Below are 14,310 nucleotides of genomic sequence, written 5' to 3' on the forward strand. Positions count from 1 at the left end.
TGGCCTTAGCAATTTTTTACCTACTCCCACTCTATGGTCGCCGGCGGCTTGGAGGTGATGTCGTAAACCACCCGGTTAACGTGGCGCACCTCGTTGACGATGCGGGAAGAGATGCGCTCCAGCAATTCGTAAGGCAACCGCGCCCAGTCGGCTGTCATGGCATCGTCGCTGGTCACGGCCCGGACGACGATGGGGTAGGCATAGGTACGCTCGTCGCCCATAACACCCACGCTTTTCATGGAGGGCAAAACAGCAAAGGACTGCCAAATTTCCCGGTAGAGACCGGCCCGCCGGATCTCTTCGGTTACAATGGCATCCGCCTGGCGTAAAATCGCCAGCTTTTCCGGTGTTACCTCCCCCAGAATACGGATGGCCAGTCCCGGCCCGGGGAAGGGCTGGCGCCAGACTATTTCCTCGGGCAGGCCCAGTTCCTCCCCCACCCGGCGCACCTCGTCTTTGAATAAAAGCCGCAGCGGTTCGATTAGCTCCAGCTCCATGTCTTCCGGCAGGCCGCCGACGTTATGGTGGCTTTTGATAACGGCCGCCGTTTCGGTGCCGCTTTCGATGACGTCAGGATATAAGGTTCCCTGGACCAGGAAATCCACTTTCCCCAGCTTTCTGGCCTCCTCTTCAAAAACGCGGATAAACTCGTGGCCGATAATCTTGCGCTTCTCTTCCGGGTCGGTCACCCCTGCCAGCTTAGCCAGGAAACGCTCGCTGGCGTCGACATAGATCAGGTTCACCTGCAGGGCCTGGCCGAAGGTCTTTTGCACCTGCTCCGCCTCGCCCTGGCGCAGGAGGCCATGATTGACAAAGACGCAGGTTAAACGGTCGCCCACGGCCCGGTGCACCAGGGCCGCGGCTACGGAAGAATCTACGCCGCCGCTCAGGGCGCAGAGGACGCGGCCGTCACCCACCCGCTCCCGGATAGCCGCTACCTGCTCCTCGATAAAGGAGCTGACCGACCAGTCACCGCGGCAGCCGCACACCTGGAAGAGGAAACGGCGGAGCATCTCCTGGCCCAGGGGCGTGTGCTTGACTTCCGGGTGAAACTGGACGCCGTAAAGCCGGCGCCCCGGGTCGCTCATGGCTGCCACCGGCGTGTAGACCGAGCGGGCCGTTACCTGGAAGCCCGGCGGCGGGGCACTGATATAGTCGCCGTGGCTCATCCAGCACTGCATGTTCCGGGGTAACCCGGCAAAGAGGATGTCGTCAGTCGTTACTTCAAGCTCGGTCTTACCGTATTCCCGCCCTGCGGCTGCCTCCACCCGGCCCCCAAGGTCGTGGGCCATGAGCTGCATGCCATAGCATATGCCTAAAATGGGGATGCCGCTCGCATATAAAGCTCGGTCAATGCGCGGCGCCCCCGGGCTGTAAACGCTGGCCGGCCCGCCGGAAAAGACAATACCTTTGGGCCGCCGGGCCAGGATCTCCTCCAGGGGCGTGTTAAAGGGGATCATTTCCGAGTAAACCCCGGCTTCGCGGATGCGCCGTGCAATCAACTGGTTGTACTGGCCGCCGAAGTCCAGGACCAGGACTATTTCCGCAGGTTGCTTGTTATTACTACTCATTTCACACCTAACCTCACTCAATTAGCTGCAATTTTTAAGTTGCTCCTTACGAGGGCTAACCCCCTCTATGAACCATTCTCGTTCCCATCTCATTTCTGCCGGGCGTAAACCTCCGGTTTTAAGACGCAGATGTCCGGCAAATGGCGGTATTTCTGGGCATAATCAAGGCCGTAACCAACAACAAAATAATCCGGGATGGAAAAGCCGCTGTAATCGACATGGACATCCACCAACCGCCGCTCGGGCTTGTCCAGGATGGTGCAGGCACGGACACTTAAAGGCTTGCGGGCCTTTAAATTTTCCAGCAGGTATTTTAAAGTCAGGCCGGTATCAACAATATCCTCCACAATCAGGAGGTGCTTATCTTCCACCGGCACTTCCAGGTCCTTCAAGATGCGCACTGCTCCCGACGTGGTGGTCCCGGCGCCGTAACTGGAAACGGCCATAAAATCGAGCTGTAGGGGAATGGTAATCTCCCGCACCAGGTCGGCGAGGAAAATAATCGCCCCTTTGAGGATACCCACCACCAGCAGGTCCTTGCCGGCATAATCGCGGCTAATGGCCGCGCCCATTTCTTTAACCCGTTTTTTTATCTCAGCGGCGCTGACCAGGACTTCAGCAATGTCATCCTGCAAAAATAATTCCTCCCCCGAAATAAAAGTAAGATGTTACCTTCACCCCGGCAAATTTCCTCCACCGGCCTCTATTAATATACCTCTTGACAGTTTACCATAACCTTGTTATCTTCGCTGTATAACGGCAAAATCCTTCTGGCCGTCCGAATTTGGCGCCAAAGGAGTGAGCTACCGGTGTCTCCTGGCACCAGTACATTAGAAAAAAGGGCGCGCCAGATCCTGGGAGTCAGTCCCGAGGCCGGCGCCCAGGCAATAAAAAAGGCGTACCGCCGCTTGGCCCGGCAGTACCACCCCGATAGAAACCCTAATGATAAGACCGTCGTAGAAAAATTCCTCCTGATCACAGAAGCCTATCAGTACCTTCTATACCATAAACTGCCCGGCCGTAACTCCCGGCTGGCAGCAGGCGTTACTCTGGAAAATGAGGATGCGGACAAACTGTACGCCCGCTGGTGGATGGAGCATTTCGGGGAGTTTTTCTAACACCTGTATATGATTTAATTAACAAAAAAGTTGTAGCCATCACTACATACTAGTTGTAGTTATCACAATAGATAAAGGAGCGCGGGCTAAATAAAATTGTTGGTAGAAAGGCATCGTAGGAGGTAATAATTGATTATGAATAATATAATTTTCTCAATGCCGGGGTGTATTAAATGTAAAATAGCAAAAGATTTTTTACATGAACAGAGTATACCTTTTATTGAAAAAAATGTTAAAAATGAAGGAAAAGAAGATTTTCAACAGTTCTATGTTAAAAACCGTAAATTTATTTATAGAAATTCAGAGGGTATTGTTTTTCCCATATTTACCGATGGCACGAAAATTCGCCAGGGGTTAGGACCTATACTTGCCTATTTGCAATCAGGCACAAACCTCGACGGATTTGTTGAAATAGGTGTCATGCATAAAGAATGGGTAGACGGACTCAATGTTTCCCGCGGCAATCCCGAATATGGTGAAGACTTTTTAACTCTCCTGCGTTATTTAAAAAGCAAAGCCATGAAGCTTAAAATTGATACCAACGGCAAAAACAGCGAACTTCTAGGTCGTATTTTAAAAGAAGGCCTGGCCGATATGGTCGTAATGGAAGTATTGGGCCCCAAGACACTATACAGTCAAATCGCAGGAGAAACCATCGATTTCAGTGACATCGAAAAAACTATCTCTATAGTTCCCCAGTTTCCTCAATATCGTTTCTATACGACTGTAGTCCCGGTAATCCGCGAGGAAAAGTTCATGTCTACCGTCTGGAGTTTCTTCTGTCTGGCCACCGCATGGATGAACAGTTACGGCGGCCTGCTGTTCACCCGTTTAATGGTAGGGCTGGGCTGTGCCGGTTATAATACCGCCGGATACGCCCTTATCGGAGCATGGTTTCCTCCGAGAAAAAGGGGACTGATGACCGGCCTCTTCAATACCGGTCAACCCCTGGGGGCCTTCGTCGGTGTGGGTATAGCTGGATGGCTGGCCGGATAATGGGGAATTAGCTCATTGAACACAAAGTCCCTTGAAAATTTATACACCTCGCACCTACTGTTGGCTATAATTTCCAAAAAAGTGGGCGCACCGCAGAAAAACGGCGTCTCGCAAAAGATATTCCCTTCTTCAATATACCAGATTATTTTCTGGCGACCTTCCTGGTTGTAGCTGCGCATCATGATCTCGCCGCGATCTAAATAATACAAATTAAAGACCATGCTACCGGAAGCATACAATACTTTACCTTTGGGTAAAATAATTTTTTGGCCATAGGGTAACAGTTCTCGCCAACTCTCTTCGCCTTTAATAGTAAGCCAGGGCGAGGCAATTTTAATCAAGTTCTCATTTTCACCATTGGAAGGCATAAAACCGTCCCCATTTTATAAAAATAACTTGCCATATATATTGTTCTATAAATTATGCAGGTCTCCTTTCAAAATTAATTTATTGCACTATAAAAAACCGCCCTACTGGGGCGGTTTAATGTTGATGCGCTTATTAAAATCGTAGAAGTCGACGGTCATGGTCAGTTTGTCCTGGGGGCGCTGGCGGTGGGCGGCTTCCAGGGAAACTTTGCGGATGTAGTTGCTGCCCCGCTCCACCCAGAGCTGGTAGTAAAGGTCCTGCCAGTAGCTGTTGAGGAACTGGTTGTTGACCTGGGGGCGGCAGGTTAAAAGGTAAGGCCTGCCGGGAATATTTTTCTGGCGTCCCAGGTACTGCAAATCGTCCACCCGGGTAACTTTTAAAATGGACAGGGGGTTGATTTCCGCCATATACTTTTCCTGCTCCAGGGGATTGTTGCCGGGGGTGATCATCCAGCGGTTGGAGGCAGGATCACGGAAATAAGTGGTATCATCTACCTGGTAGATCTCCACCGGTTGCCCCGTCATGTGGCCCTTTAAATATAGACTGCCGTCTTCGGCCCGCTCCCCGTCCAGTTTGCTCAAGTCTATTCTATTGCCACCGCTTATCAGGCTTGCTTCAACGTGGAAACGGTAGCTCTTCGCCTGATTGGTGGCGTCCAGGGCCTTAACGATCAGTTCCTGGGGTTCGACCTTTATCTCCCGCAGGTAGTAGGAATAACCCCAGTAGCCTGCCAGCCCCATAAAGAATATAACGGCCAGAAGAAAGGGCCAGCGTAAAAACCTTTTAACCAATAAAACCACCTTCCCGCCGGTTCCCTATTTAATTGATATGGCAGGCGGGAAGGTTTATACCTGGAGATTATTGGTAGCATGCACCATACTCGCGGACAGCCCGATAAAGGGCAACGACGTTTTCCGGCGGCAGGTCATCACTTAAAATGCCGCCGGAAGTAGAAAAGATATACCCCCCTCCGGGGGCTACTTCCCGGAGCAATCGTTCCGCCGCCACCTTAATGGCCGCCGGCGTACCTGTGGTCAGGAGGTTTAAGTCGAAATTGCCCATCAAGCACAGGCGCCCGCCGTATTGTTCCTTAACCATGCCGATATCCATACCGGCCCCCGGTTCCAGACCTTGAAGTCCGTCCAGGGATAATGCGGCCAAATCGGGTAAAACTGCCTGCAGGTTGCCGTCGGAGTGGTAAAGGATCGGTACGCCCAGCGTTTTAATGGCTTCTACCTGACGGCGTAAGAGGGGTAAAAAGATTTCCCGCCATAGCGCCGGACGAATATACGTCCCCCGATCATAGGCGATGTCGTCGCCGATAATGACGGCATGGGCTCCGGCTTGTATGCAGAGGCGGGCCAGCTCCACGTTAAAATCAACAATCGCGGCGGCCAGATCAATGACGGCCTCTTCCCTGCCGGCCACAGCCAGAAGGAAATCCGTAAAAGCAAAGAGGTTGCCTGTGCCCTGGAAGGGCCCGTCAACAAAAGCGAAAACAAAAAAGTCGGTTTCTTCCCGCCATCGCCTTATGGGCAAGAGATCAAAAACATCGGCCGCGGGCAGGCGGTAGCCGGCAGCCTCGTGGGTTACAGCGATAGCGGGGGCCTGAACGGTGATTAATCCCCCCTGCTGCCTTAGACGTCGACCCCAGGCATCCCGGTAACATTCGTTTCCTTCGTCTTTAAGGGGCGCTTTGGGGGTCACAGCCACCAGATCCATGCCCAGTAGCTCCCGGGCGGCCGCCTCTTCGAAAAAGCCGCCCGGTTCTTCCCGGCCCAGAAGGGCCGCCGCCAGCCCCGCACCCAGCTCGAATTCACCCGCCGGGACCCGATCGGATTGTCCACGTGCCAGGGCCGCCCGTACCCGTTCAATGTGGTTCATAACGAATCGCCTCCGACGGTTACGGTAAGAGTAGGGATTTCATAAATACGTCCTGGAAGGACGGCCGGGTCATGAGTTCAATATAGCCCACTTCCCGGGCTATTCTCTCCCCCCGCCGCCTTTCGGACATGGAGATGAGGGACAGCCTGGCACCCGTGCCGGCGGCGTTGCCCACCTGGCGGAAGGCGCGCAAAGGGAGTTTGGGGAACATACCGATGGCGACGGCACTCTCTACCTTGAGGTGGGTGCCGAAGGCCCCGGCGACGACAACCTCCTCCAGGTCTTCTACTGTAAGGCCCGCGGCCTCTAGCAGCAAAAGGGTGCCGCTGGCGATGGCCGCCTTAGCCAGCTGGATCTCGCCGATGTCCTTCTGGGTCACCACCACGTCGCCGTCGATGCCGGTCTCTTCCGCCGGCACCAGCAGGAATTCTGCCGGGCCGCCACCGGCGGGCCGCCTCACCCGGGGATGTTTTAAATCCAGGCGGCCGCTGGCGTTAATGACGCCAGTACGGTAGAGCTCGGCCACAACGTCGAGGATGCCTGAGCCGCAGATACCTAAGGGCGGAGCCCCCCCGATGGTTTCATAGTACACCTCCCGGCCGTCGTCGCTTAACCTTACGGCAGCAATGGCGCCGGTTATGGCCCGCATTCCCTGGGTGATGTGGGCGCCTTCAAAGGCCGGGCCGGAAGCGCAAGAGCAGGAAAGCATCTTGCCGCCGTAGTTTAACACGATCTCCGTATTGGTGCCGATGTCCAGGCCCAGGGTCACTTTCTTTGCCGCATCGATGCGGCTACCCTGGATCATGGCCACGTGGTCGCCGCCGACAAAACCTGCTATTACCGGCGTTAAATAAATGTAGGCCCCCGGGCTGAGGTTCAATCCCAGGTGCCGAGCCCTGACTTCCACCGGCACAGTCAGGGCCGGAACGTAGGGCGCCCGGGCGAGCTGTTCCACCGGCAGGTGCAGCAGCAGATGGTGCATGGCCGTATTGCCCACGATAACGGCTTCTTCAATGTCCGTTACGGCCACACCTGCTTTTTCTACCAGGGTGGCGGCCAAGCGGTTCAACCCCTCAACAACCACTCCCTGGATGCGCCGGTACTCTTCTTCCCCTTCCATGGCATACCCCAGGCGGGCCATGACATCTTCGCCGTAGGCAATCTGGGGATTCATAATCCCGTCGGCGGCCAAGGTGGCCCCCGTTTCCAGATTTATAAGAAAACCGGCCACCTTGGTGGTCCCCAGATCGACGGCCAGGCCTAGGGGCGGCGGTGCCGGCCGGCCGAAATAGAGGTTAATCGCTTCCGACCCACGCAGCGTGACTACAGCGGTGCCATCGGTCGCCAGGGGTTCCGTGGCCGCCGCCAGTTCATAGTCTACAACCGGCCGTTCCACGCCGTATGTGCTTTCCAACTGCGCAGCCGCCTGCTGCCAAAGGGGCTGAGGATTATCTATGGTGGTCCGGGACAACGACAGGGCATATCTTTTCACCGGTGCTTCGGGAACGATGGTCACATCCAACCCTTCTACCTGAAGCTTTTGTACGCCGAGCATGGATTCCGGCGGAATTTCTACCTTCAACGGCCCCAGAACCACCGCCTGGCAGGCCAAACGATATCCCTGTTCCAGCTGTTCCGGCTTCAAAAACCGCCTTTCTGCCGCCGTCGGTTCCCCGGCGTCGCCGGCGGCCACCCGCACCCGGCAGCGCCCGCAGAGACCCCTGCCGCCGCAGGGGGCAGTCAAGCCCCCGGCCCCCAGGGCCAGTCCCAGCTGCTGGGCCGCGGCCAGAATAGTCTGGCCTCTTTTTACCTGCGCGCGCCTTCCTACCGGTTGAAAATCAATTAACACTTCCTGCATTTTTAGCACCCCCAATTTTACGGAACACGCCTGGCGTGTACCCTTCCTGTTTTTTAAAAACTTGGCCGAAATAGCGGGCGTCATGATAGCCAACGCGCTCGGCAATGGCCGCTACAGGCAGTTCAGAATTAAGCAGCAGCTCCTTGGCCGCTCCGAGGCGCACCCGGGTCAGGTAGTCGATGAAGTTCTGCCCCTTTACCTGTTTGAAGAGGCGGCTGAAATAGCAGGGGCTCAAATATACCTGCTGGGCCACTTCCTCCAAAGTGAGGTCCCGGTGGAAATTGGCCTCGATGAATCTGCAGGCTCGCTCGATGAGGACGGCATTGCGCCTTTCCCGACTGGATGCCACCTGATTAACCAAATCCACCAGGCGCTCCAAAATACGCCGGCGTACGTCCGCCAGGTTGTCCAGATGGAGAAATTCACCGCTGGCGGCCAGGGTGAGGTTGGAAACGATTTCGGCATCCGCCCCTGCCTCCAGGGCGGCATTGGTCGCCAGGGCCACCAGTTCCAAAATTTTCATTTTTATTAGAGAAGGACTCTCTTCTTTTATGGTAAGTTCCATTAAAATCCCACCGGCCAGCCGCTGCACCAATTCCCCATCGCCCATCCGGATGGCCTGTGCCAGTTCCTGTTCTGCCCGATCCGGCAGGAAACGTCTGGCCCGGGAGCGGGCGGCGACGTCGTCGGCGTGGATGACCTGGTCGCCGCCATAAAGGAGGCGGTATTCGGCGGCGGCCGCCGCTTCGGCGTAGGAACGGGCGAGTTCGGTAATGTCGGCAACCGGACGGCCGATGCCGACGGTTACCGTCGCCCCTGTTTCCCGGCGTACCCGACGGCAGATGGCTTCCCCCAGCGCCACGGCCTCCCGGCGCACATCGCCTTCCCCTGTCAGGCGGTCCAGGGGGAGAAGGACGGCAAATTCATCCCCGGACACCGGGGCCACCAAGGATCCGGGCCATACGGCCGCCTCTTTCTCAATGCTTTCTTTCACCCTTTGTTTTAACAGCTGACGTTCGATCTCCGCTCCATCCCGAGCAAGGTCGGCGAAATTATCTATATCCACCAGAATTGCCAGTCGCGGCAGGGAAGTAATGCCTAAAAAAAGGGCCCGGCTTTCCGCCTCGTTCGCCGTTATATTGCCATTAAGCAGATCCATTATGAATCCTAGGCGAATCAGGGGTTTCATTTCCTCCAAGGCCTCTTTGAGGCGAGCCGTCTCCTGCCGGCGCCGGCGGGCGGCGAGAATATCGGCAGCAAGTTCATCTAAAAGCTTTATCATTTCTTCCCCGTCCACCGGCTTTAATAAATATTTGGAAGCGCCCAGGGACACTGCTTCCCTGGCGTAGTCGAACTCCCCGTAAGCGGATACGAAAACCAATCTGGACTCCGGTAGCAGGGCGCGGATCTTCCTTCCGGCGGCCAGGCCGTCCATACCGGGCATTTTGATGTCTAGGAAGACGACATCCGGTTTTAAAGCGTCCGCCAGCTCTACGGCCTCCAGCCCGTTGCCGGCTTCCGCCGCCACCTGGTAGTGGGGACGTTCCCTGGAGAGGATAAAGCGCAGTGCCTGGCGTTCCAACGGTTCATCGTCGACAAGGAGGATTTTCAACGTCGCTGCCAAAACCGGGCCTCCTTCACAAATACGTGGGTTATTCTTTAGTATAAGGAAAAGTAAGCTGGATGCAAGTCCCTTTTCCCGGCGCGCCATTGACGTCCAGGGCGCAGTTACTACCGAACTGATGCTGCAGGCGGCGGTAGACGTTGACGATCCCCAGCCCGCTGACCTGTCCCTTGCCGCCGCCGCGTACCTGGAGGTCAAAAATGGCCCGCTGTACCTCGGGTGGAATGCCGACGCCGTCGTCCTTTATTTCAATATGGACCTGGTCTCCAACACGGCAGCCGGAGATTATAACCGTACCACCCGTCTCCTTGGGTTCCAAGCCGTGGATGACAGCGTTTTCCACCAGAGGCTGCAGGATCATGCAGGGGACCCTGGCGTCCAGCACCTCATCCCCTACAAGGATCTGGCCCCGGATCCTGTCCGGGAAGCGCGTTTCCTGGATAAAAAGATAGTCGCGGACGGCAGCCACCTCTTCGGCCAGGGTTACCGTTTCTTTCACCTGGTAGAGGCTGTAGCGCATCAGGCGAGCCAGAGAACGCACAACCCTTTCCGTAGCCGCCGCCCCTTCAAAAAGGGCCAGGCGGGCAACGGTATTTAAAGAGTTGAACAGGAAATGGGGGTTGACCTGGGACTGAAGGACTTTCAGCTCGGCGTCCTTTAAGGCCTGCTCCAACTGGTGCTGCCTTTTCAGGAAATGGACAAAACTGGCGCGCTGCTCCTCCAGTTCTTTATTGGCCAGTAAAACGGCGTTGAGCTTAATTATCTGCCCGGCCACAAAGGACAGAAGGCCGCATACGGCTTCAAGATCTTTTATATCCAGGACCGGTACCGCCGTCCGCAATTCTTCGGTGGCCGGGTCGCCTGCCAAAAGGCAGTGGCCGCAGAGGACGGCGCCTACGGTACCGTCTTCATTGGCCAGGGGGTAAGATATTTCTATCAAGCCGGCGTGACAGCGGTAAATAAAGGCTTCTTTGAAATTGCCGGGCAGGGTGGTGACGTCCACGTCTTTCGCCGGGCAATCCTGGAGCAGATGACAGTGTGAAGAGCACTCCAGGAAGCCTCCCAGGGGTGTCAGGGGGCTGCCGGAGGAATCAACCATCACCAGATGCAGACCGGTCATACGGTTAAAGGCACGCTGCAGGTCTTCCAGGGATCCTTCCCTGAAAAATAAATCCAGGGTCGCCGGAGCCAGGACCGCCCGGCGCTCCCGCCCGGTGCCGATGAGATCTTTGATTAGCTGCACGGCGGTGGTGGCATCAGGGGCATAGCCGTCGGCACCCATCCTGGCGGCGATGGTTTCATTGAGGGGCGTGCCTCCAACCACTACTTTTACTTTGTCCCGCCAGCCGGCCTCTTTGAGGGCGGCAATGGTTTCGCCCATGGCGCCCCGGGTAGAAGAAAGGAGGGCCGACAGGCACAGCACATCCGGCCGGTATTTAATCACGGCTTCCACAAAGGTGCTGGGAGCCACGTTAACACCCAGATCGATTACTTCAAAGCCGGAGGCTTCCAACATTATTCCCAGCAAATTTTTACCGATGTCGTGGATATCCCCCTGAACGGTGCCGATAACGGCCCGTCCTACCGGCCGCACCTGGCCGGCGACCATGAAGGGCTTAAGTTCTTTCAAACCGGTATGCATGGCCCTGGCGGTGATAATCAGGTCGGTGACGTAAATCTCATTGCGTTCGAATCTTTCCCCCACCACATCCATGGCGGCCACGAAGCCGTCGGATATGATGCGCGCCGGATCGACTCCGGCGGCCAGGGCCTTTTTTACTTCTTCCCGCACCTGGACGGCGTTACCGTTGATTATGGCCTGGATTAGATTTTCCAGGGAAAAAGGCATCTTTTTCCTCCTAATAAAAACGACCGCGGCAGGGGTTTCCCCTGCCTGCGGCCGGTTTTTATCATGTTTTATGCTTTAATCCTGCCGGCACGGGCGGCGGCAATGTATTCCAAACAGTATTCGTCCTGTCCGGCCAGGGCCATGGCTGCCTTTAAAAGGCCCATCAACTGCCCGTCCAGGGGATCGAGGATAAAGGCATCCATCCCCTTGGTCAGGCACATTACCATAAAGGCCCGGTTTAACAGGCGCCGCTCCGGCAGACCGTAAGAAACGTTGGAAAGGCCGCAGATGGTATGAACCTTAGGATACTTTTCCTTTAACGCCGCTACCGCGTCCAGTGCTTCCACTCCGTACCGGCTATTAACTCCCAGAGGCTTGATCAGGGGATCAAGATAGATATCGTCCTCGGGTATCCCGGCCTCCAGGAGCCCCGGTACCAATTTGTCAGCAACCCGCAGACGGTCTTCTACCGTTTCCGGCATGCCGCCGTCGTCCATGCAGAGGGCGATAATTTTTGCTTTATATTTCTGCACCAGGGGCAAAACTTCCTGCCAGCGATCCTTCTCCGCCGTGATGGAATTGATCATGGCCTGCCCCTTATGAACGGCCAGACCGGCAGCCAGGGCTCCGGCACTGGGACTGTCGATGCATAAGGGGACGTCTACGACTTCCTGGACGCTCGTAACCAGCCAGGTCATCACCTTTTCTTCTTCGCCGATGCTTGTCCCGCAGTTGACGTCGATAATATGGGCTCCAGCCTCGACCTGCTTTCTGGCCAGGTCCTGGATGTATTCCGTATTACGCTCGGCAATGGCCTGGGCAACGGCCTTGCGGCTGGAATTTATAAGCTCGCCGACTACCAGCATCCCCCAGCCTCCTATGACGCCAGCAACTGGCGGGCGAGGTCTACGGCGGAGGCGGCATCGGGCGCGTAACCATCGGCTCCGATTTCATCGGCAAATTTCTGGGTTACCGGCGCGCCGCCGACCATGATCTTGATCTTATCGCGGTAAGCCGCCAGACCCTCGACAGTCTTCTTCATTTGCATCATGGTCGAGGTCAAAAGGGCAGATATGCCGACCAATTGGGGTTTGTGCTCTTCCACCGCCTGGACGAACTTTTCTACGGGCACGTCGATACCCAAATCGATTACTTTAAAACCGGCACCTTCCATCATCATGATGACCAGGTTCTTGCCGATGTCGTGAAGGTCGCCTTTAACCGTTCCGATGACCATTGTACCCTTTTCTTCCAGGGCGTCACCGGTGAGGAGGGGTTTGACTACGTCCATACCGGCGTGCATGGCCCGGGCCGCCACCAAAACTTCGGGAACGTAAACTTCATTGTTTTTAAACTTGACGCCGATGACGTTCATGGCGGCAATGAGGCCGTCGTTGATTATGGTAGTGGGGGCGATGCCTTCATCCAGGGCCTTCTGGGTAAGCTCCCTGACCTTGTTGGCATTACCGGCCATCAGGGCTTCCTTGATTTCCTCCAGGACTGCCACTTCGCCTTGCCTCCTTAAAATTCAATTTGCTTTATAATTTAAGTTTATTTTAAGACGAATTACGCGGCAAGGCTAAATTATTGCCAAAGGTTTATTATCTTGTCATTACACACGGCGATACTCCGCCCGGCCGATGGCATATAAGTCGTTGCCCAGGGTGTCGATGCCCACAATCACCGGAAAGTCCTCCACTTCCAGGCGATATATGGCCTCCGGCCCCAGGTCTTCGTAAGCCACAACTTCGGCCTTCTTGATATGCCGGGCCATAAGGACCCCAGCTCCTCCTATCGCCAAAAAGTATACGGCCCCGGCTTCCTGCATGGCCTTGATTACTTCCGGGCTGCGGCCGCCCTTGCCGATCATTCCCCTAAGACCCTTTTCCCTGATGAGCAGCGGCGCATAGGGGTCCATGCGCCCGCTGGTGGTGGGCCCCGCCGAACCGATCACTTTGCCGGGCCGGGCCGGACAGGGCCCGACGTAATAGATAATCTGGTCGCGGAGATCCACGGGCAGCTCCCCGCCGGCCCGCAGTGTTTCCACCATGCGCTTATGGGCGGCATCCCGCCCGGTGTAAATGATGCCGCTGATTAAAACCTGATCCCCGGCCTTTAAGCTTCGGACCGTAGCTTCATCCAGGGGTGTCGTTATCTTAAGCACGGGCCTACCTCCTAAAGAATCGCCGTGGCGTGCCGGGCGGCATGGCACTGTAAATTAACTGCCACCGGCAGCGACGCGATGTGGGTTGGGTAAATTTCTATATGGACGTCTAAAGCTGTTACCCTTCCTCCCAGGCCCTGGGGGCCGATGCCGCTGGCGTTGATGGCCGCCAGCAATTCTTCTTCCAGGGCAGCTACGTGTTTTAATGGGTGGCGCTGCCCCAGGGGGCGCAGGAGGGCCTTTTTAGCCAGGTATGGTGCTTTTTCCAGGTTGCCGCCGATGCCTACCCCGACGACAATGGGCGGGCAGGGGTTGCCGCCGGCCTCCTCTACCACCTGGAGGACATACTTCTTGATGCCCGCCACGCCGTCGGCCGGTTTGAGCATCTTGACCCCCGACATGTTTTCGCTGCCGGCGCCCTTGGGGGCCACCGTGATCTTTAGATGGTCGCCGTCAACGATTTCCGTATGAATAATAGCCGGCGTGTTGTCCCCGGTATTACGGCGCAGCAAGGGGTCGTCCACCACCGACTTGCGCAGGTACCCTTCCGTATATCCCTGCCGCACGCCGGCGTTGATGGCGTCGTAAAGGTTACCTCCACTGATGTGCACTTGTTGCCCCAGCTCCACAAAGACCACCGCCACCCCGGTGTCCTGGCAGATGGGCTCAAGGTTTTCGGCCGCTAGGAGAGCGTTTTCCTGGAGCTTTTTTAATATGTCCCGCCCCAACGGTGCTTCTTCTTTGGCCTCGGCCGCCGCCATGGCCTGCCACCAGTCAGGCCCCAGGACCGAGCAGGCTTCGATGCACAGCCGGGCCACCGTTGCCGTGATTTCTTCGGCCCTCACTTCCCGCATTCCACGACGCTCCTTTTTAATGC

The 14,310-nt window shown here is 56.2% G+C and carries 14 protein-coding genes; 2 read left to right on the forward strand and 12 right to left on the reverse strand.

The features are described from left to right. Positions 1 to 20: 20 nt before the first annotated feature. Together guaA and hpt are read right to left on the reverse strand one after the other, a co-directional pair. Positions 21 to 1,571, reverse strand: coding sequence for a glutamine-hydrolyzing GMP synthase (guaA, locus tag MHFGQ_RS11700; protein WP_106004796.1), 1,551 nt, complete (start codon positions 1,569 to 1,571; stop codon positions 21 to 23). Between the two features lie 89 nt (positions 1,572 to 1,660). Continuing rightward, complete coding sequence (gene hpt, locus MHFGQ_RS11705; protein ID WP_106004795.1) at positions 1,661 to 2,206, reverse strand: hypoxanthine phosphoribosyltransferase; 546 nt, start codon at positions 2,204 to 2,206, stop codon at positions 1,661 to 1,663. 174 nt (positions 2,207 to 2,380) lie between these two features. On the opposite strand from hpt, the gene MHFGQ_RS14010 reads away from it, so the two are divergent. After that, positions 2,381 to 2,689 carry a J domain-containing protein gene (locus MHFGQ_RS14010; protein ID WP_211292854.1) on the forward strand — a complete coding sequence of 103 codons (309 nt, stop codon included), beginning with the start codon at positions 2,381 to 2,383 and terminating at the stop codon, positions 2,687 to 2,689. A gap of 420 nt (positions 2,690 to 3,109) precedes the next feature. After that, a complete protein-coding gene (locus tag MHFGQ_RS11715; protein WP_170066184.1) occupies positions 3,110 to 3,685 on the forward strand; it encodes an MFS transporter in 576 nt (191 codons plus the stop codon). Here the strand turns inward: MHFGQ_RS11715 and MHFGQ_RS11720 are convergent. The 10 genes from MHFGQ_RS11720 to MHFGQ_RS11765 all read right to left on the reverse strand — a co-directional run bounded on the left by MHFGQ_RS11720 (position 3,631) and on the right by MHFGQ_RS11765 (position 14,287). Further along, positions 3,631 to 4,053: a Crp/Fnr family transcriptional regulator gene (locus MHFGQ_RS11720; protein ID WP_106004793.1), complete on the reverse strand. Its 423-nt coding sequence runs from the start codon at positions 4,051 to 4,053 to the stop codon at positions 3,631 to 3,633. The genes MHFGQ_RS11715 and MHFGQ_RS11720 overlap by 55 nt on opposite strands. Before the next feature lie 102 nt (positions 4,054 to 4,155). Beyond that, positions 4,156 to 4,845, reverse strand: coding sequence for a hypothetical protein (locus tag MHFGQ_RS11725; RefSeq protein ID WP_106004792.1), 690 nt, complete (start codon positions 4,843 to 4,845; stop codon positions 4,156 to 4,158). Between the two features lie 67 nt (positions 4,846 to 4,912). Then, positions 4,913 to 5,938, reverse strand: coding sequence for a uroporphyrinogen decarboxylase family protein (locus MHFGQ_RS11730; protein ID WP_106004791.1), 1,026 nt, complete (start codon positions 5,936 to 5,938; stop codon positions 4,913 to 4,915). 19 nt (positions 5,939 to 5,957) lie between these two features. Then, entirely contained in the window at positions 5,958 to 7,796 is a 1,839-nt protein-coding gene (locus MHFGQ_RS11735; protein WP_106004790.1) for an ASKHA domain-containing protein, read from the reverse strand. Then, complete coding sequence (locus MHFGQ_RS11740) at positions 7,777 to 9,420, reverse strand: response regulator (protein WP_106004789.1); 1,644 nt, start codon at positions 9,418 to 9,420, stop codon at positions 7,777 to 7,779. The genes MHFGQ_RS11735 and MHFGQ_RS11740 overlap by 20 nt, the downstream gene beginning before the upstream one ends. A 28-nt stretch (positions 9,421 to 9,448) precedes the next feature. Next, positions 9,449 to 11,269 carry a histidine kinase gene (locus MHFGQ_RS11745; RefSeq protein WP_106004788.1) on the reverse strand — a complete coding sequence of 607 codons (1,821 nt, stop codon included), beginning with the start codon at positions 11,267 to 11,269 and terminating at the stop codon, positions 9,449 to 9,451. 68 nt (positions 11,270 to 11,337) lie between these two features. Further along, a complete protein-coding gene (locus MHFGQ_RS11750; RefSeq protein WP_106004787.1) occupies positions 11,338 to 12,135 on the reverse strand; it encodes a methyltetrahydrofolate cobalamin methyltransferase in 798 nt (265 codons plus the stop codon). 11 nt (positions 12,136 to 12,146) lie between these two features. Beyond that, positions 12,147 to 12,776 (reverse strand): corrinoid protein, encoded by a 630-nt coding sequence (locus MHFGQ_RS11755; RefSeq protein WP_106004786.1) that lies wholly within the window; start codon positions 12,774 to 12,776, stop codon positions 12,147 to 12,149. A gap of 105 nt (positions 12,777 to 12,881) precedes the next feature. After that, the gene (locus tag MHFGQ_RS11760) at positions 12,882 to 13,433 is read right to left on the reverse strand and encodes a Fe-S-containing hydro-lyase (RefSeq protein WP_106004785.1); all 552 of its coding nucleotides are present in this window, start codon (positions 13,431 to 13,433) and stop codon (positions 12,882 to 12,884) included. 11 nt (positions 13,434 to 13,444) lie between these two features. Continuing rightward, a complete protein-coding gene (locus MHFGQ_RS11765; RefSeq protein ID WP_106004784.1) occupies positions 13,445 to 14,287 on the reverse strand; it encodes a fumarate hydratase in 843 nt (280 codons plus the stop codon). Positions 14,288 to 14,310 lie beyond the last annotated feature (23 nt).

Origin of the sequence: Moorella humiferrea, assembly GCF_039233145.1 — a bacterium.
Lineage (GTDB): Bacteria > Bacillota > DSM-521 > Neomoorellales > Neomoorellaceae > Neomoorella > Neomoorella humiferrea.